General features: G+C 74.3%; 21 protein-coding genes. 13 read left to right on the top strand and 8 right to left on the bottom strand.

Annotated elements, in window-relative coordinates:
• Window positions 1-33 precede the first annotated feature (33 nt).
• Genes ACI795_RS14275 through ACI795_RS14285 form a run of 3 tightly spaced genes read left to right on the top strand, consistent with a single transcriptional unit; the run spans window position 34 to window position 2359 of the window.
• A complete protein-coding gene (locus ACI795_RS14275) occupies window positions 34-789 on the top strand; it encodes an SDR family oxidoreductase (RefSeq protein WP_457076199.1) in 756 nt (251 codons plus the stop codon).
• Complete coding sequence (locus ACI795_RS14280; protein ID WP_457076200.1) at window positions 786-1397, top strand: bifunctional 4-hydroxy-2-oxoglutarate aldolase/2-dehydro-3-deoxy-phosphogluconate aldolase; 612 nt, start codon at window positions 786-788, stop codon at window positions 1395-1397. Before ACI795_RS14275 ends, ACI795_RS14280 begins: the two co-directional genes overlap by 4 nt.
• Window positions 1394-2359 carry a sugar kinase gene (locus tag ACI795_RS14285; RefSeq protein WP_457076201.1) on the top strand — a complete coding sequence of 322 codons (966 nt, stop codon included), beginning with the start codon at window positions 1394-1396 and terminating at the stop codon, window positions 2357-2359. The genes ACI795_RS14280 and ACI795_RS14285 overlap by 4 nt, the downstream gene beginning before the upstream one ends.
• Window positions 2360-2377: 18 nt before the next feature.
• On the opposite strand, the gene ACI795_RS14290 is transcribed toward ACI795_RS14285, so the two are convergent.
• Complete coding sequence (locus ACI795_RS14290) at window positions 2378-2563, bottom strand: hypothetical protein (protein WP_457076202.1); 186 nt, start codon at window positions 2561-2563, stop codon at window positions 2378-2380.
• 136 nt (window positions 2564-2699) lie between these two features.
• On the opposite strand from ACI795_RS14290, the gene ACI795_RS14295 reads away from it, so the two are divergent.
• A complete protein-coding gene (locus ACI795_RS14295; RefSeq protein WP_457076203.1) occupies window positions 2700-3080 on the top strand; it encodes a hypothetical protein in 381 nt (126 codons plus the stop codon).
• Window positions 3081-3087: 7 nt separating this feature from the next.
• Here ACI795_RS14295 and ACI795_RS14300 read toward each other — a convergent pair whose 3' ends face one another.
• Both ACI795_RS14300 and ACI795_RS14305 read right to left on the bottom strand, forming a co-directional pair.
• Window positions 3088-3417, bottom strand: a complete 330-nt coding sequence (locus ACI795_RS14300; protein ID WP_457076204.1) for a hypothetical protein — start codon at window positions 3415-3417, stop codon at window positions 3088-3090.
• Between the two features lie 43 nt (window positions 3418-3460).
• A complete protein-coding gene (locus ACI795_RS14305) occupies window positions 3461-4240 on the bottom strand; it encodes a hypothetical protein (RefSeq protein WP_457076205.1) in 780 nt (259 codons plus the stop codon).
• A gap of 59 nt (window positions 4241-4299) precedes the next feature.
• Here ACI795_RS14305 and ACI795_RS14310 point away from each other — a divergent pair, with 59 nt between their 5' ends.
• From ACI795_RS14310 to ACI795_RS14325, 4 genes are all read left to right on the top strand, one after another.
• Complete coding sequence (locus tag ACI795_RS14310; RefSeq protein ID WP_457076206.1) at window positions 4300-6036, top strand: carbon starvation CstA family protein; 1737 nt, start codon at window positions 4300-4302, stop codon at window positions 6034-6036.
• The gene (locus ACI795_RS14315) at window positions 6033-6479 is read left to right on the top strand and encodes a hypothetical protein (RefSeq protein WP_457076207.1); all 447 of its coding nucleotides are present in this window, start codon (window positions 6033-6035) and stop codon (window positions 6477-6479) included. The genes ACI795_RS14310 and ACI795_RS14315 overlap by 4 nt, the downstream gene beginning before the upstream one ends.
• The gene (locus ACI795_RS14320; RefSeq protein WP_457076208.1) at window positions 6463-6963 is read left to right on the top strand and encodes a DUF2505 domain-containing protein; all 501 of its coding nucleotides are present in this window, start codon (window positions 6463-6465) and stop codon (window positions 6961-6963) included. Before ACI795_RS14315 ends, ACI795_RS14320 begins: the two co-directional genes overlap by 17 nt.
• 95 nt (window positions 6964-7058) lie before the next feature.
• The gene (locus tag ACI795_RS14325; protein ID WP_457076209.1) at window positions 7059-7556 is read left to right on the top strand and encodes a GAF domain-containing protein; all 498 of its coding nucleotides are present in this window, start codon (window positions 7059-7061) and stop codon (window positions 7554-7556) included.
• Here the strand turns inward: ACI795_RS14325 and ACI795_RS14330 are convergent.
• Window positions 7546-8574, bottom strand: a complete 1029-nt coding sequence (locus ACI795_RS14330) for an ion channel (protein WP_457076210.1) — start codon at window positions 8572-8574, stop codon at window positions 7546-7548. The two genes, ACI795_RS14325 and ACI795_RS14330, sit on opposite strands and share 11 nt — an antisense overlap.
• 52 nt (window positions 8575-8626) lie before the next feature.
• Window positions 8627-10288: a lytic murein transglycosylase gene (locus ACI795_RS14335; RefSeq protein WP_457076211.1), complete on the bottom strand. Its 1662-nt coding sequence runs from the start codon at window positions 10286-10288 to the stop codon at window positions 8627-8629.
• Between the two features lie 161 nt (window positions 10289-10449).
• Here ACI795_RS14335 and ACI795_RS14340 point away from each other — a divergent pair, with 161 nt between their 5' ends.
• Both ACI795_RS14340 and ACI795_RS14345 read left to right on the top strand, forming a co-directional pair.
• The gene (locus ACI795_RS14340; RefSeq protein ID WP_457076212.1) at window positions 10450-10959 is read left to right on the top strand and encodes a mycothiol transferase; all 510 of its coding nucleotides are present in this window, start codon (window positions 10450-10452) and stop codon (window positions 10957-10959) included.
• Between the two features lie 26 nt (window positions 10960-10985).
• On the top strand, window positions 10986-12215 hold the full coding sequence (locus ACI795_RS14345; protein ID WP_457076213.1) for an acyl-CoA dehydrogenase family protein: 1230 nt from the start codon (window positions 10986-10988) through the stop codon (window positions 12213-12215).
• 1 nt (window position 12216) lies between these two features.
• Here the strand turns inward: ACI795_RS14345 and ACI795_RS14350 are convergent, their stop codons facing one another.
• Window positions 12217-12471: a hypothetical protein gene (locus ACI795_RS14350; protein ID WP_457076214.1), complete on the bottom strand. Its 255-nt coding sequence runs from the start codon at window positions 12469-12471 to the stop codon at window positions 12217-12219.
• Window positions 12472-12565: 94 nt separating this feature from the next.
• Here ACI795_RS14350 and ACI795_RS14355 point away from each other — a divergent pair, with 94 nt between their 5' ends.
• Window positions 12566-12868 (top strand): hypothetical protein, encoded by a 303-nt coding sequence (locus tag ACI795_RS14355; protein ID WP_457076215.1) that lies wholly within the window; start codon window positions 12566-12568, stop codon window positions 12866-12868.
• Window positions 12869-12880: 12 nt separating this feature from the next.
• Here the strand turns inward: ACI795_RS14355 and ACI795_RS14360 are convergent, their stop codons facing one another.
• Window positions 12881-13168: a hypothetical protein gene (locus ACI795_RS14360; protein WP_457076216.1), complete on the bottom strand. Its 288-nt coding sequence runs from the start codon at window positions 13166-13168 to the stop codon at window positions 12881-12883.
• A 145-nt stretch (window positions 13169-13313) separates the two neighbouring features.
• On the opposite strand from ACI795_RS14360, the gene ACI795_RS14365 reads away from it, so the two are divergent.
• The gene (locus tag ACI795_RS14365; RefSeq protein WP_457076217.1) at window positions 13314-14339 is read left to right on the top strand and encodes an SDR family oxidoreductase; all 1026 of its coding nucleotides are present in this window, start codon (window positions 13314-13316) and stop codon (window positions 14337-14339) included.
• A 51-nt stretch (window positions 14340-14390) separates the two neighbouring features.
• On the opposite strand, the gene ACI795_RS14370 is transcribed toward ACI795_RS14365, so the two are convergent.
• Complete coding sequence (locus ACI795_RS14370; RefSeq protein WP_457076218.1) at window positions 14391-15080, bottom strand: permease; 690 nt, start codon at window positions 15078-15080, stop codon at window positions 14391-14393.
• A 435-nt stretch (window positions 15081-15515) separates the two neighbouring features.
• Here ACI795_RS14370 and ACI795_RS14375 point away from each other — a divergent pair, with 435 nt between their 5' ends.
• Window positions 15516-16877: an aminomethyl transferase family protein gene (locus ACI795_RS14375; protein ID WP_457076219.1), complete on the top strand. Its 1362-nt coding sequence runs from the start codon at window positions 15516-15518 to the stop codon at window positions 16875-16877.
• The last annotated feature ends 13 nt before the right edge of the window (window positions 16878-16890 follow it).

Below are 16890 nucleotides of genomic sequence, written 5' to 3' on the forward strand. Positions count from 1 at the left end.
CCCACCGACCGACCCCCAGACGGGAGCACCAGCATGACCGCGATGTTCGACCTCACCGGCACCACCGCCGTCGTCACCGGAGCGCGCCGCGGCATCGGCTTCGCCATGGCCGAAGCACTCGCGGTCGCGGGTGCCGACATCATCGCGGCCTCCGCCGGCCAGGAGGAGGACGGCGGCGAGATCGGCCGCCGCGTGCGCGAACTCGGCCGCGAGTTCGAAGGGCACCGCGTCGACTTCCGCGACCGCGAGGCCGTCACCGCCTTTGGCGCGGCCGTGGCCGGGCGCACCGACATCCTCGTCAACAACGCGGGGACCATCCGCCGCTCCCCCGCTGCCGAGCACCCCGTCGAGTGGTGGGACGAGGTGCTCGACGTGAACCTGAACAGCCAGTTCGTGCTCACGCAGCAGATCGGCAGGTCGATGATCGAGCGCGGACGCGGCAAGGTCATCTTCACCGCGAGCCTGCTCAGCTTCCAGGGCGGGATCAACGTCCCCGGCTACGCCGCGGCCAAGTCGGGCATCTCCGGACTCACCAAGGCGCTCGCCAACGAGTGGGCGCCGCTCGGCGTGACGGTGAACGCGATCGCCCCCGGTTACATCTCCACCGACAACACCGAGGCGCTGCGCGGCGACCCCGACCGCGCGCAGGCGATCCTCGCTCGCATCCCCGCCGCCCGCTGGGGCCAGGCCAGCGACCTCGGTGGCGCGACGGTGTTCCTCGCCTCGGCCGCCTCGGACTACGTCACCGGGGTGATCCTCCCGGTCGACGGCGGGTGGCTCGGGCGATGAGTGGCGACCACCCGCTGTTCACCCACCGAGTGGTGCCGCTGGCCTCCGTCGCGCACCCCGACACGATCGAGGCCATCGGCGAGGGTCTCGTCGCCGGCGGGCTGCCCGTCGTCGAGGTGGCGCTGCGGGGTGAGTTCGGCATGACGGCGGTGCGGCGCCTCGCCGAGCGCGACGACCTGCTCGTCGGCGCGGGCACGGTGCTCTCGGTCGAGCAGGCCCGCGCGGCCGTCGACGCGGGCGCTCGGTTCCTCGTGAGCCCCGGCCTGGACCTCGAGGTCGTCGCCTTCGCGAGTGAGGCCGGCGTGCCGATGGTGCCTGGGGTGATCACACCCACCGAGGTGCAGCGCGCCCGCGCCGCGGGTCTCACGCGACTGAAGCTGTTCCCGGCCGGGGTGTTCGGCGGGCTGTCGCTGATCGACGCCTACGCGTCGGTGTTCCGCGACATCCGGTTCATGCCGTCGGGCGGCGTCTCCCCCGGCAACCTCACCGACTACCTCTCCCGCGCCAGCGTCTTCGCGGTGAGCGGCAGCTGGATCACGCAGGCCGCGGCCGAGGGTGGCGAGGCTGTCGCCGCACGCGCCCGCGAGGCCGTCGAGGTGGCCGGGTGAGCACCTCCCCCGCCGATGTCGTCGTCGTCGGTGAGAGCCTCGGCCTGCTCGTCGGCGAGCAGACAGGGCGCCTCTCGCGCGGCGACCGGATGCGGCTCACCTTCGGTGGTGCGGAGAGCAACGTCGCGATCGGGGTGTCCCGACTGGGCGGCTCGGCCGCCTGGATCGGTCGCCTGGGCACCGATGCGGTCGGCGCGATGATCGCGCGTGAACTGCGCGCCGAGGGCGTCGCCGTGCATGCGGCGACCGAGTCGGCAGCGGCGACCGCGCTCATGCTCAAGGAGCGCGTGCGTCCCGGCGCCAGCCGCATCACCTACTACCGGCGCGGGCAGGCGGGCAGTCGGCTGTCACCGGCCGACGTCCCGACCGACGTCGTGACCTCGGCGAAGGTGCTGCACGTGACCGGGATATCGGTGGCGTTGGGTGCGGGGCCGCGGGATGCCGCGACGCACGCCGCGGATCTGGCCCGCGAGAGCGGCACGCTCGTGTCGTTCGACGTGAACCACCGCGCGACGCTCGTCGATGACATCGAGCAGACGCGACGCGGCTACCTCGCGCTCGCCGGACGCGCCGATCTGCTCTTCGCCGGCAACGACGAGGCGGAGCTCCTCACCGGGGAGAGCGACCCGGAACGGCAGCTCGACGCGATGCTCGCGCTCGGCGCTCGACAGGCCGTGGTCAAGCTCGGCGAGGACGGCGCGATCGCGGCGACCGCGAACGGCGACCGCCTGCGCCAGGCCGCGTTCCCGGTGGCAGCCGTCGACACGGTCGGCGCGGGCGACGCGTTCGTCGCGGGCTGGCTCGCCTCGTTGGTCGATGGCGGCGACCTCGACGCTCGGCTCGACACCGCCATCCGCTGCGGAGCGCTGGCCTGCCTGACCGAGGGCGACTGGGAAGCCGCACCGACGCGGGCCGACCTCACCTCGCTGGACGCGAGCGACCTCGACCCCGTCTCACGTTGAGGAGCTCCCTGGGGGCGTTCACCGCTGTCCGGGGGGTCCATCCGGCTGGACCACCGACCGCGGGAACGGGCTGTCCTCGACGGTGAACTGCCCGAACGTCGCGAACAGCATCAGGCCCGCAACGGCGCCGACGGTGAGCAGCGACGCCCCCACCCGCCTCGGCTGGCTGAGCGACGGCATCGGGCGGTCCTGGGGGCTGGTCACCCGTGGATCTCATCCGCTGACCGTCACGCGCGGTAGCCGCAGCCGCCGAGTTCCCCCGTCCCGGCGTCACCCCACCGGGTCCGGGCCGCGGTCGAGCCGACCGGAACCGTCGGTGGGAGCGGGCAGGCTTGCGCGCATGGTCGCCTTCTTCGTCCCCCGCTCCGCCGACGCCGAGCAGGCCGAGCGCCTCTACGACGCGCTGGCCGAGTTCGCCGGCGTCGAGGCCGCTCCGGCCGCCGAACGGGTCCGGGCGATCACCTTCCGCCAGGACGACGCCGTCTGGCACGCCGAGGTCGGCGAGGAGCTCCGCGGCGAGCGGACCACCCGCCTGCTCCGCCGCGGTGAGGTGCTCGAGCACACCGAGACGCTGACGTCGGCCTCCCGCGTCCTGGCGATCTACCCCGGCTCCCCGTTCAGCGTGGTCACCGACGCCCAGCCGATCACCGGCGCGCCGTCCGAGTGGGCCAACCCGTTCACCGCCGTCCCCGACCAGGTCACCCGGTTCGACCGGCGGTGAGCGCGCCTCAGCCGGTGGCCGGCACCGCCCGCGCCCCGCGGGCCTCCCGGCTGAGCAGCGGCACCACCGCCAGCGCCAGCAGGCCGTAGAAGGCGGCCAGCTGCCACCCGATCGGCCAGACGAGCAGGAAGAAGGTGCCCAGGAACAGCAGGTGCAGCGTCACCAGGACCACCCAGGCCACCCGGCTCCCCCGCCAGGCCAGCACCGCCAGGAGGGCGTCGACGGCCAGCCAGGACAGCGGGACGTCCCCGCTCGGGTCGCCGGGCAGCTGCGCCACCAGCAACGCGGCGGCGTAGAGACCGGCGAACCAGGCGTAGGGCGCACGCAGCGGAGGCACGCGCCCACCTTGGCCTGCGGCGACCTGGACGGCAATCACCCGGTCAGGCGTGCCCGGCCTCCCGCAGGGTGGCCACACAGGCGCGGTGCAGCGCCCGCTGCCGCCGCACCCGGGTCAGCAGCCCCGGCGTCGGCTCCAGCTCACGGGTCGCCGCCGGCACCACGTCCACCAGTGCCCCACCGGCCAGCCGCCCGGTCGTCACGTGCACCGTCCACCGCTCGGCGTCGGGCACCGAGACCTCCTGCCCCACCAGCGTCGCCGGGCCGGAGACGGGTGGGGCGCCGTCGACCACCAGCGGGTCGGCGGCCCACTCCCCCACCCGGACCGTGCCCACGCGCAGCCCGCCGTCGTCGACGGCCAGGACGACGTCCGCCGGCCCGTCCCGGCGTCTCGTCGGGGCGACCCGGACGTCGTCCAGCAGCAGGACGAGCCGCGGCAGGTACCACCAGTGCTCCCGGCGGAGCATCGCGGAGTCGGCCAGCGCCCGGGACGGCGGGTGCTTGCGCAGCTCCTGCGGCAGCAGGTCCTCGGTGAACAGGCTGCCGTCGCCGTCCTCGACCAGGGTGCACCGGCCGTGCAGGACGAGCGGCTCCCAGCCGGGCCCGGTGAGCCGCGGATCGGAGAGCACCAGGGCGACCGCGTCCGCGGCGGCGACGCTGCGGGCGGCCGCGACCTGCGCCCACGGAAGGGCAACGGCCGGTCGCTCGCCGAGCAGCAGCGGCACCACCCCGAGCGCGCCCGGCGGACCACCGGGGCGCCGCCAGACCAGCTCGGCCAGTCCGGCGGCACGGATCGTCCGCGTGGGTGTTGTGTGCGCCGTCACATCCGCTGTCTACTCTCTCTTCCTGCGGCCGCTCGGGCCGCCCTGCGCTGGAGGTCGTCGTGCCCGCAGTCGTCGTGGCCGCCGTGGTCGGGGTGCTGTTCTTCCTGGGGTACCGGTACTACTCCCGCTACCTGGCCCGGAAGGTGTACGTGCTCGACCCGGCGTTCGTCACGCCGGCGCACGAGTTCAACGACGGCAACGACTACGTGCCCACCAACAAGCACGTCCTGTTCGGCCACCACTTCACCTCCGTCGCCGGCGCCGCGCCCATCGTCGGCCCGGCGATCGCGGTCTTCTGGGGGTGGGGACCGGCGCTGACCTGGATCGTGCTCGGCACCATCTTCGCCGCCGGCGTGCACGACTTCGGCGCGCTGGTCGTCTCGGTGCGGCACAAGGCCCGCAGCATCGGCACCCTCGCCGGGGAGGTCGTCAACGGCCGGGCCCGGGGCCTGTTCCTGGCGATCATCTTCTTCCTGCTGACCCTGGTGAACGCGGTGTTCGCCGTGGTCATCGGCAACCTCTTCGTCGCCAACCCCGGCGCGGTCATCCCGATCGTGGTGGAGATCCCGGTGGCGATGGTCATCGGCCAGTACATCTACCGGACCCGGTCCTCCGCGCTGATCCCCTCGATCGTCGGGGTGGTGCTGCTCTACGCGCTGATCCTGGTCGGCAACGCCGTCCCGGTGTCCCTCGACGGCCTGGCCGAGACACTGGGCTTCGAGCAGACCCGGAACCTGTGGGTCATCCTGCTGTTCGTCTACACCTGGGTGGCCTCGCGCATCCCGGTCTGGGTGCTGCTGCAGCCGCGCGACTACATCAACAGCCACCAGTTGTTCATCGCCCTGGGCGTCATCTCCCTCGGTGTGATCATCGGGCTCAACACCATCCAGGCGCCGCTGGTCAACGACGTCCCCGAGGGCTCGCCGAGCTTCTTCCCGTTCCTGTTCATCACCATCGCCTGCGGCGCCATCTCCGGCTTCCACTCCCTCGTGGCCTCGGGGACGACGTCCAAGCAGCTGGACCGGGAGACCGACGCGCGCTACGTCGGCTACATGGGCGCGGTCGGTGAGGGGTCGTTGGCCACCGGCGCGGTGCTCGCCGCCACCGCCGGCGTCGCCGCCTCCCAGGCCGACTGGCAGGCGCTCTACCCCGACTTCGCCACCGCGTCGGGCGGCGCCACCGGCAACTTCGTCAACGGCGTCGCGGTCTTCGCCAACAACATCGGCATCCCGCTGGACCTCGCCACGATCTTCGCCGCGGTGGTCGTGATCAGCTTCGCCGCCACCACGATGGACACCGGCGTCCGGCTGCAGCGCTACGTCGTCCAGGAGATCGGCGAGCTCACCGGCATCCGGGTGCTGGCCCGCAACCTCAGCCTGGCCACCACCATCGCCGTCCTGATCCCGCTGGCCATGGCGCTGCTGCCGGGTGGCGGGGAGGCCGGTTACACCTTCGGCGTGCTGTGGCAGCTGTTCGGCACCACCAACCAGCTCACCGCCGGCCTGGCGCTGGCCGTCATCGCCGTCTGGGTCACCCGCCGGGGGCGCAGCCCGATCGCGGTCCTGGTCCCGCTGGTGTTCCTGCTGGCGATGACGTCGTGGGCGCTGCTGGTCAACCTGCGCAACTTCGTCCGCGACGACCAGTGGGTGCTGGCCCCGCTGGACGCCGCCATCTTCCTGCTCGCGCTGTGGCTGATCGTCGAGGCCGCCCTGGCGCTGCGCGCCGCCTTCCGCGACCGGCCGACGACGACCGGCGCCGAGGACCGGTCCGCGGTCTCCCGGGAGGAGCCGCGGTGAGCTCCCGGGTCGTGCTCGTCCGCAGTGCCCGGGGCGCGGCCGGGGGCGGGTGCTGCAGCGGGGACGTGCGTCCCTTCGACGCCGGCGGGCACGCCCACGCGGCCCGCAACGACGACCCGGTCGGCGCGGTCTACCGCGCACTGCGCGACGGACTGCCCGAGGACGTCGCGGTCGAGGTCGTCGCCCCGTCCAACTGGTTGTGGCTGGTTCCCGCGCTGGTGGGCGACGGACGGCGCCGGGGACTGCGCGGGGCCGCACTGCGGCGCTCGGTGCGCGCCGGGCTGGCCGTGGAGTCCCTGATCGCCGACGGCGCCGTGCTCGCCTCCGGCGGGCTGCCACCGCCGGACGCCGCACTCGCCGCCGTCCGGACCGAACTGGGCCTGCCCGCGGCGGGCCGGGGTCGGCTGGACGGCGCAGGATGGGGGCGTGCCGATCGCCCATGACGCCAGCTACCCCGCCAGCCCCGACGCGCTCCTGGCGGTGCTCACCGACGAGGCGTTCCTCCGCGAGCGGGCCGCAGCGCTCGGCGCCGAGGTGCAGGAGCTGACCGTCACCGCCGACGGCGACCGGCCCGCGACCGAGGTGCGGCTGTCGGCGCCGACCACCGGGATCCCGCCGGTGTTCGCCCGCTTCGTCGGCGACCGGGTCTCCGTGCGGGAGCGGACCGCCTGGGCGCCGGACGGTGCCGGAGGGCACCACAGCGACCTGGAGGTGCAGGCGGAGGTGTTCGGCCGCCCCGTGCGGGTCACCGGTGAGCGGCGCCTGCTGCCCGATCCCGCCGGTGCGCGCGCCACGGTGAGCGGCGAGGCCACGGTGGACGCGCCGCTGATCGGTCGGCAGGCGGAGTCCGCCGTCCGGGAACTGGTGGGCGTCGTGCTGCGCCGCGAGGAGGAGGTGCTGCGCCGGCGGCTGGGCGCCGGCTCGTGACCGACCGCGCCGGTCGACGCGACGCGGGCAACGATTCCGGATCGGATGCGACCGGAGGGATTGACGAGCGCCCCGGTCAGGGCTCAGGTTGCTCCATGCGCCCTCCGCTGGTCGACGACCTCGCTCCGTTCGAGGACTGGACCGGCGCCGTCCGCGCGTCGCTCACCCACCTGCACCGCACCATCGGCCTCGACGTCTGGATGCTGACGGAGGTGACCGGGGATGAGCAGGTCGTGCTGCACGCCCACCCCCGCGAGGCGGTCCCCGCGGGCACCGCCTTCCCGTGGGCGCGGACGTTCTGCCGGGCGATGGTCAGCGGCACCGGCCCCCGGGTCGCGACCGTCACCGCCGCCGTCCCGGTGTACTCCCAGCTGCTGGCCGGCCACCCCGAACGGATCGCCGCCTACATCGGGGTGCCGCTGGTGACCCGCTCCGGCGAGCTCTTCGGCACCCTGTGCGGCTTCTCCGCACGGGCCCAGCCGCGCAGCATGGCCCGGTTCCTGCCGACGGTGGAGCACACCGCCCGGCTGCTCAGCACGCTGATGCCCGCCGGGCAGGACGGCGGCCAGGACGGCGGCCCGGTCAGCGGCTGAGCAGCTCCCGGGCCTCGATCCGCCGTCGCCCGATGTAGTACAGCGTCGTCCCCTCGGCGACCGGGGTGTCCCACGGCGGGCTGACCGCCAGCTCCCCGCCGTCGCGCAGCGCCAGCACGGTCGCGCCGAACTCCCGGCCCAGGTGCACCTGGCAGTCGCCGAAGGCGGCGAACCGGTGGCCGGCCGGCAGGCGCACCGAGTAGGTGTTGCCGTGCCCGCCGTGGCTCATGACGTCGGTGTAGACGTCGGTGATGCCCGGGTCCAGCGCCTCCTCGGTGAGCAGGTAGGGCATGTGCCACTGCACGCAGGCGATCCGCGGGTCGACGTAGCGCAGGTTGTCCCGGCGCCCCAGGTCGCGCAGGGCGGTGACCATGTGCGCGTCGGGGTTGGCGTGGTTGGCCGCCAGCGCGATCGCCAGCGTCTCGTTGTCGTCGCGGCCGTCGACGATCACGGTGCGCGCGCGGGCGACGCACGCCCGGGTCATCACGTCGATGCCGGTGAGGTCGCCGCGGACGAAGGAGACCGTGGGCTGCTCGGGCACCGGGTGCTCGTGCACGTCCTCCCAGGCGCACAGCACGATCTCCCCGCAGCCCTCGGTCACCAGCTCGGTGAGGATCCGCTCGGTGCGCCCCGGGGTGTACCCCAGGACGACGACGTGGTCGGTCAGGTCCAGTGCCACGACACCCCTCAAACGCTTGCCGCGGAGCGACGACAGGTAGTCGGCCAACCGCGTGAACAGCAGTGTCAGCGTGACGATCCCGCCGACGATGACGTAGGCCCCGACGACGTGCCCGCCGTTCGAGACCGGGAACAGGTCCCCGTAGCCCACCGTCGCCGCGGTGACCACGAAGTACCACCAGTAGTTGCCCGGCGCGGCGATCTCGCTGTCGGCCGGCTCGACCAGGGCCATCGCCAGCCAGCTGGTGAGGAAGACGGCGACGATGACCACCAGCGGCAGCCGCCAGCCGCGCAGCCGGCTGCCCACCACACGGGTCAGCCGGGAGATGAAGTGGAACACGGGCCTCCTGCCGGGTCGGACGCTCGGAGCAACCTAGCGCCCGGCCACCCGGTCAGTCGGTGGGCGCCACCTCGCACGGCACCATCGGGAGGTCCGGCAGCTCACCGAGGACCGCGAGGAGTTCGGCAGCATCGGCGCCGAGGACCACGGTGAGCTGCGGGACGTCGGCCTCGCGCACCCGCTCGCCCAGGCCCAGGGCCTCGGCGAGCACCCGGGCCTCGTCCTCCCGTCCGGCCGGGAACTCGACGGCGGACTCCGTCCGGCCCTCGGCCCGCGTCACCGTCCCGACGACGGAGCCGTGCTCCGTCAGCTGCGCGGTGAGGCCTTCGCCGGCAGCCGGGTCACCCGAGGCGTCGAGGACGTCGAGCGTCCAGACCTCGGGGTCGCACGGCACCGGCTCGGGCGTGGGCTCAGGCGTGGGCGTCGGCTCAGGCGTGGGCGTCGGCTCTGGCGTCGGCGTCGGCGTCGGCTCAGGAGTCGGCGTGGGCGTGGGCGTTGGCTCAGGCGTCGGCGTCGGCGTCGGCTCAGGCGTCGGCTCCGGGGTCGGCTTCGGCTCAGGAGTCGGCTTCGGCTCGGGTGTCGGCTCCGGCTCAGGCGATGGCGTCGGCTCCGGAGTCGGCTTTGGCTCAGGAGTCGGCTTCGGCTCGGGCGTCGGCTCCGGCTGCGGCTCCGGGGTGGTCGCCGGCGCGGGCGGCTCGGGCGTCGGCTCCGGCGTCGGTTCCGGAACCGCAGGCGGGGCCGGCGCGGGCTCGGCGGCCAGCAGCACGGCCGGCGGCTCGGGCTGCGGATCCGGCGTCGGCCGGGTGGACGGCGGAGGGGCCACCGACGCAGGAGCGGGCCCGGGTGCCGGCGTCCCCGCGTACGTGGCGGCCAGCCCCAGCACCGAGGCGACGTACTCGCTGGAGTGGTTGTAGGCGAACACCGCCCGGCTCTGCCCGGCGGTGGTCGACAGGTCGCCTCCCGCGGCGCACAGGTAGCGCGCGGCCGCGGCTGCGGCGTCGTCGAGGTCGAAGGGGTCGCTGCGGCCGTCACCGTCGCCGTCGGCCGCGAACCGTGCCCACGTCGAGGGGATGAACTGCATCGGCCCGACGGCCCGGTCGTAGGTCGCGTCGCCGTCCAGCCGGCCCTGGTCGGTGTCCCGGATCTCCGCCGTCGCACCGGCGCCGGTCAGTGCGATCCCCACGATCCGCGGGACCGACGTGCCGTCGGGCTGCAGCACCGCGCCGGCGAACCGGCCGTGGTTGGACTCGACCCGGCCGATCGCCGCGACCAGCTCCCACGTGACCCCGCACGCCGCAGGCGCCGCCTCCGCCGCCCGGGTGTAGGCCGTGTGCGCCACCGCCGGGATGCCGCTGGTGGCCAGCGGCGAGCTCCCCTGCACCTGGGCGACGGTGCGGATGCCCGCGGTGGACGCCGGGGCGGGCGCGGCCTCGGCCGGCGGCTGCGGGGCGGGCGTGGACCCGGGACGCCGAGGGGGCACGTCCTCGCTCGCCGAGCCGCTCACCCGGGTGATCGAGGCGGCCCAGGGCAGCCCGTCGTCCGCGGCCCCCGGGACGACCGAGCCGGTGCTAGCCACGCCGTCCGGCTGCCCCATGGCGACCAGCAGAGCAGCGGCCAGCCCGGCCGCGACCACGCCGCTGGTGCCGCTGCGGCGCTCCCGGGGGGCGGCGTGCCGTGGCCCGTCCGGACGCCCCGGACCCTGGCCTTCGATCATCGGTGCACGTCCCCCTGTGCCGACCCGAACGCGACGAGGGTCACTCAACGACGACCGGGACAGAGCCGCAAGCCCGTCGTGCGCGGCTCCGGCGCGTCCCACGCGACCCGCCGGTGCCGAGGACCGGTTGACGCCGCCCGTTCACCGGGTAGTCGGCAGGCATGCTGAGCCGTGACCTGCTGCTGACCGCGTTCGACAACGTCGACGGTGCCGTCCGGGGTGTGCTCGACGGCCTGGACCCGGCGCTGCTGAACGAGCGGATCGACCCGGAGGCCAACACCATCGCCTGGCTGGTGTGGCACCTCGTCCGGGTGCAGGACGACCACGTGGCCGAGGTGGCCGGCCGGGAGCAGGCGTGGACCGAGGCCGGCTGGGCCGACCGGTTCGGCCTCCCCTTCGACCCCGGCGCCATCGGCTACGGCTTCAGCAGCGACGACGTCGCCGCCACCCGGGTCACCGACCCGGAGCTGCTGGCCGGGTACTCCGCCGAGGTGCACCGCCGGACGACGGAGTTCGTCCGCGGCCTGACCGACGACGACCTCGACCGCGTCGTCGACGAGCGCTGGGACCCGCCGGTGACGCTCGGCGTCCGGCTGGTCAGCGTGATCACCGACGACCTGCAGCACGCCGGGCAGGCCGCGTTCCTGCGCGGGACCCTCGAGCGCCGCTGACCCGGGGCGCGCGTAGCGTCCGCCGGGTGAGCAGCGCTGCCACCACCCCCGCCGGCACCGACTTCTACGTCCTCGAGGACCTGCTGGAACCGGCGGAGATCGAGGTCCGCGACCGGGTCCGGGAGTTCTGCGCCCGCGAGGTCACCCCGGTGATCAACGACTACTGGGAGCGCGCGGAGTTCCCCCACTCCCTGCTGCCGGGCATCGCCGGGCTGGGCATCGCGGGCGGCACCGTGCAGGGGTACGGCTCCCCCGGGATGAGCGCGGTCGCCGCCGGCCTGGTGGCCCGGGAGTGGGCCCGCGCCGACGGCAGCCTGGGCACGTTCTACGGCGTGCACAGCTTCCTGGCGATGCAGTCGATCGCCATGCTCGGCAACGACGAGCAGAAGGAGCGCTGGCTGCCGGCGATGGCCCGGCTGGAGACGATCGGCGCGTTCGGGCTCACCGAGCCGCAGCACGGCTCGGACGCCGTCGCGCTGGAGACCCGGGCGGTGCGCGACGGCGACGAGTACGTGCTCACCGGGGCGAAGAAGTGGATCGGCAACGGCACCATCGCCGACCTCGTGCTGATCTGGGCCCGCGACGAGGACGGCGCCGTCGGCGGCTTCGTCGTCCCGAAGGGGTCGACCGGCTGGACCGCGACCCGGATGACCGGCAAGACCGCGCTGCGCGCGGTGTGGCAGGCCGAGATCACCCTCGACGGGGTGCGGGTGCCGGCGGAGAACCGGCTGGCGGAGTGCCGGTCGTTCAAGGACGTCGCGAAGGTGCTCGACCGCACCCGGTACACGGTGGCCTGGCGGGCGCTCGGTGTGGCGGAGGCCGCCTACGAGCTGGCGCTGGCGCACACCCTGCGGCGGGAGCAGTTCGGCCAGCCGATCGCCGGCTACCAGCTGGTGCAGGAGAAGCTGGCCCGGATGCTCGCGGAGATCACCAGCATGCAGCTGCTGTGCTGGCGGCTGTCGGTGCTGGCCGACGAGGGCCGGATGACCGCGGCGATGGCGTCGCTGGCGAAGATGAACAACGCGAAGAAGGCCCGGGCGATCGTGGCCGACGCGCGGGACCTGCTCGGCGGCGACGGGATCCTGCTGGAGCACCACGTGGCCCGGCACCACGCCGACATCGAGGCGATCTACACCTTCGAGGGCACCGACCACGTGCAGGCGCTGATCGTCGGCCGGGAGGTCACCGGCATCTCCGCGATCACCGGCCGCCGGTCCGCGCCGCGGACCGCTCCCGAGCCGCCGCAGTCGATCTGAGTCAGCTCACCCGCTGCAGCTCCTGCGCCGTCCGCCGCCGGCACTCCGCGCAGCTGGACCGTCCGGCGCCGACCCGCTCCCACCGCTGCGTCCCCCAGACCTGCACGATCGCACCGCACACGGCGAGTTCCACCTCCCCGTCGAGCTCGTCGGCCGGGCGGTGGGCCTCCACCGCGTGCCAGGACATGGGCTGGTCTGCCGGCTGGGCCCAGGACCGGCGGTCTGGTCGGGCGAAGCCGACGGCGTAGCTGCTCACACACCTGCTGTGCCCCAGGCCACAACCGGTCAATCATCACTGCCACCCGGGGCCGGACGGCGCTACCGTCGGAGGCGAGTCGAGGAGGTGGCCGGTGGACCCGCTGAGCCTGCTGGTGGGCGCTGCGTTGCTGGGGCTGGGCTTCGGCGCCGGGCGGCTGGGCCGGCGACGGAACGCGGCACCGGCGCTGCCGCAGGCGGTGTGCGCCTGCGGGCACCCGCTGAGCCAGCACGACCCGGAGCGGGGCACCTGCCACTCCGAGGTGGCCCGCGACGCCTACACCAAGCGCGGCAAGTGGGCCGGGCACACCTGGGTGGCGTGCAGCTGCCGGCAGTACATCGGCCCGCGGCCGATCGACGAGGTCTTCGCCCCCCGCCTGCTGCCGCCCACCGCCTGACCGGTCACCGGATCAGCCCTCGGGCTGGGCGTCCCGGTCGTGGGCGTAGCGGCGCCGGACGAACTCGCGGGCCAGCAGCCCCCCGCCGGCCAGCAGCAGGAAGTTCACCGCGGCGAGTTCCCAGCCGCTGAGCACCAGGCCCACCACTGCGCCCAGGCACCCCCACGCCAGCTGGACGACGAGGTACTGACCGAACGGACGCCGGCGGAGGAAGGCGCGCGCCTCGTCGCCGGACCGCTGCCGATCCCGCTCGGCGGCCCGTTCCCAGCGGTTGAGCGGTGGCTCCCCCGGCGCGCTCACGCGCCCGTCTCCCTGTCGACCATGCGGATGATCATGATGGCGGCGACCGACGCCCGCCTCCCGGGCCGTCGCGCCGAGTTTGCCGGCGCTGCCGGTCGCGCACACCCACGGCGACCGAGACGACGCAGGGAAGCGGAGGACAGACGTGACCGATGCGCAGGAGTCGACCACCGGGCGGGTGGTGGTGGTGACCGGCGCCAGCGGTGGGATCGGCCGCGCCACCGCCGTCGCCTTCGGCCGCCGCGGTGACCGGGTGGCCCTGCTGGCCCGCGGGGAGACCGGGCTCGCGGCCGCCGCCGACGACGTCCGGGCGGCCGGGGGGACGCCGCTGGTCATCCCCGTCGACGTCTCCGACGCCGCGGCCGTCGACGCCGCCGCCGACCGGGTGGAGGCCGAACTCGGCCCGATCGACGTGTGGTGCAACGTCGCGTTCAGCACGGCGTTCGCCCCCTTCGACCAGATCACCGCCGAGGAGTGGGCGCGGGTCACCGAGGTGACCTACCTGGGGTTCGTGCACGGCACGATGTCGGCGCTGCGCCGGATGCGCCCCCGCGACCGCGGCGTGATCGTGCAGACCGGGTCGGCGCTGGCCTACCGGGGCATCCCGCTGCAGAGCGTGTACTGCGGGGCGAAGCACGCCATCAAGGGCTTCACCGAGTCACTGCTGACCGAGCTCAAGCACGACGGCAGCAACGTGCGGGTGACGATGGTCAACCTGCCCGGCGTGAACACCCCGCAGTTCGACTGGGTGCTCAACCGCCTCCCGGAGCGCCCGCAGCCGGTGCCGCCGATCTACGCCGTCGCGCCGATGGCGGAGGCCCTGGTACACGCCAGCGAGCACCCGCAGCGGCGCGCGTGGTGGGTCGGGACGCCGACGGTGTACACGATCCTGGGCAACAAGGTGTGGCCGCAGTTCCTCGACTGGTACCTCGCCCGCACCGGCTACGACGGCCAGCAGCGGGGCGAGAAGGCGTCGGCGGACGACCCGGTGAACCTGTGGGAGCCCGCCGACGGCGCGGGCGGGCGGGACTTCGGTGCGCAGGGCAGCTTCCCGCACCAGGCGCGCCGCTGGGACCCGCAGATCTGGGCGAGCCGGCACCACGGGGCCCTCGCCGCCGTCGGCACCGGGGTACTGGCGTCTGCGCTCGCGGTCTGGCGCCGCGCTCGCTGACCGCACGGCCGGGGGCCCGGGCGCGGGTTCGCGCCCGGGTCCCCGGACCGGTCAGCGGACGGTGGAGCGGTCCGCGTCGGTGGCCTTCTTGCTCGGCCACATCTTGGCGCCGATCACCCCACCGACGGCGGCTGCGGCGATCGAGAGCCCCAGGCCCAGGGCGGCCCAGCCGGCGCTCGTCCGGGCGACGTCCGCCGCCTGAGCGGCCTGGACGTCGGGCAGGTTGGCCTGCTGGATGCCGGCGACGTCGGTCACCAGGCCGGCGAGGGAGCCGAACAGGGCGCCACCGCCGAACAGCGTCAGGAACACCAGGGAGACCACGGTGAGCGCCCACACCAGGATGCCGTGCAGCAGCCCCTCGGCGAACCCGCGCCACAGCGCGGTCGCCCCCGCGGTCAGCCCACCCAGGAACAGGGCGATCAGCCCGTTGACGCCGCTGAGCCAGTCGGCGTTGCTCCCGCCGTCGTTGGCGCCGACGTCCCACCAGCCGAGGGCCAGGGTGGCCACCTGCAGCAGCAGGAAGGTCGGCACGGCCACGATCAGGCCGGCCCACACCGGGCCCCAGCGCACCCGGTCGCGGCGGGACGCCGCCGGGAGCTCGGGCCGCACCTCGTGGGCGCCACCGACGCCGGGACCGGCGACGTCGGTGCGCGTCGTCGCCCCCTCCCCGCTGACGCCGGCGGGCTCGGCCACGGCGCTATCGCGGACGTTCGTCTCCGTCCGCGGACGACTCTCCGTCATCTCGATTCCTCGTTCCGCTCGGGGTCGTTGACGTCTCAGATGTGCCCCCTGGGTCCGGAGCCGACCACCTGGCACCGAGCTGTCACCGGATCGTCATCCGCGCGGGGAACTCCGTTGCGGCTCGGCGTGGAGGAGGCGGTCGGCTGGTCAGCCGACGCGGAAGAAGTCGAAGACGACGCCGTCCGGGTGGGGCACCCCGGAGCCGACGAAGACCGACGAGGTGAGCACGGCCAGCCGCGCACCCGGGGCGGCGGTCACGGGTCCTCCGGTCGATCGGGGACCCGATGCTCGCAGAGCCGGTGCTGGACGTCCGCGTCGGATGACTCGCGTGCACCGCGACCGGACGGCAGCCGGGGGTGGTCATCCGCGTGACGCGGAGCACAGCGCTGCTGCCTAGCGTTGCCGTGCGCACCGCCACCCGAGGAGAGGTCTGCCATGTCCGACGAGTCCGTGTCCGCCGCCATCGCCCGCGTCGGCAGCCCCCTGGAGCTGCTGCGGAACCGCGCCACCCGGGCGCACACCTTCCCGGTGGCGCCGGAGTTCACCAACTGGCGCACCGAGCAGCGGGCGTGGGTGGAGAGCTGCGCGCTGCTGGACCAGTCCCACCACATGACCGACCTGTTCCTGTCCGGTCCCGACGCGGTGCGGCTGCTCTCCGGCCTGGCGGTCAACTCCTTCGCCACCTTCGGCCCCGGCAAGGCCAAGCAGTACGTCGCGGTCTCCCCCGACGGGCACCTGATCGGCGACGCCATCCTGTTCCACCTCGACGAGGGGCAGTTCGACCTGGTGGGGCACCCGATGGTGATCGACTGGGTGCAGTTCCACCTCGCCACCGGCGACTTCGACGTGACCGCCGAGCGCGACGACAACTCCGCCGTCCGCGCCTCCGGCCCGCCGAAGCTCTACCGCTACGAGCTGCAGGGCCCCACCGCGCTCCCGCTGATCGAGCAGGTCACCGGCGCCCCGGTGCCGCAGACGCGGTTCTTCTCGATGGCCCGGCTGACCATCGCCGGGCACCAGGTGTGGGCGTTGCGGCACGGCATGGCCGGCCAGCCCGGCTTCGAGCTGTTCGGCCCCTGGGACGACGGCGCCGACGTCCTGGCCGCGCTGCTCTCGGCCGGTGCGGACCACGGGCTGGTCCGCGCCGGGGCCAAGGCCTACTCCACCGCCAACCTGGAGTCCGGGTGGGCGCCCGCCCCGCTGCCGGCGATCTTCGGCGACGACCCGCTGCTGGCCGCCTACCGGGACTGGCTGCCGGTGGAGGCCCTCGGGTCGATCGGCGGCAGCCAGGACTCCGACGACATCACCGACTACTACCTCTCCCCCCATGACCTGGGGTACGGCAGGACGATCAAGTTCGACCACGACTTCGTCGGCCGCGCCGCCCTGGAGGCCATGGCGGACCAGCCCCGGCGCACCAAGGTCACCCTCGTCTGGAACGCCGAGGACGTCACCGCGGCGATGGGGTCGCTGGTCGGCGAGGGCCCCGGCGCGAAGTACATGGACCTGCCCAAGATCCGGTACGCCCTCCACCAGGAGGACAAGGTGCTGGTCGGCGGTCAGCAGGTGGGTGTCTCGCTGGACTGCGGCTACGTCGCCAACGAGCGCGAGGTCCTCTCGCTGGCGACCATCGACGCCGCCCACGCCGAGCCGGGCACCCAGGTGACCGTGCTGTGGGGCGAGCAGCCCAACTCGGCCAAGCCGCAGGTCGAGGAGCACGTACAGGTCGAGATCCGGGCGACCGTCGCCCCGGCGCCCTACGTGCAGTTCGCCCGGGACGCGTACCGCGCCCGCTGAGCCTCCCGCCGTC

Source organism: Modestobacter sp. SYSU DS0290 (assembly GCF_054050955.1).

Bases quoted from the DNA above. Each gene is read 5' to 3' on its own strand.
- ACI795_RS14275 (WP_457076199.1), top strand. From the start codon at position 34: ATGACCGCGATGTTCGACCTCACCGGCACCACCGCCGTCGTCACCGGA.
- ACI795_RS14280 (WP_457076200.1), top strand. From the start codon at position 786: ATGAGTGGCGACCACCCGCTGTTCACCCACCGAGTGGTGCCGCTGGCC.
- ACI795_RS14295 (WP_457076203.1), top strand. From the start codon at position 2,700: ATGGTCGCCTTCTTCGTCCCCCGCTCCGCCGACGCCGAGCAGGCCGAG.
- ACI795_RS14325 (WP_457076209.1), top strand. From the start codon at position 7,059: ATGCGCCCTCCGCTGGTCGACGACCTCGCTCCGTTCGAGGACTGGACC.
- ACI795_RS14335 (WP_457076211.1), bottom strand. From the start codon at position 10,288: ATGATCGAAGGCCAGGGTCCGGGGCGTCCGGACGGGCCACGGCACGCC.
- ACI795_RS14340 (WP_457076212.1), top strand. From the start codon at position 10,450: ATGCTGAGCCGTGACCTGCTGCTGACCGCGTTCGACAACGTCGACGGT.
- ACI795_RS14370 (WP_457076218.1), bottom strand. From the start codon at position 15,080: ATGACGGAGAGTCGTCCGCGGACGGAGACGAACGTCCGCGATAGCGCC.
- ACI795_RS14375 (WP_457076219.1), top strand. From the start codon at position 15,516: ATGTCCGACGAGTCCGTGTCCGCCGCCATCGCCCGCGTCGGCAGCCCC.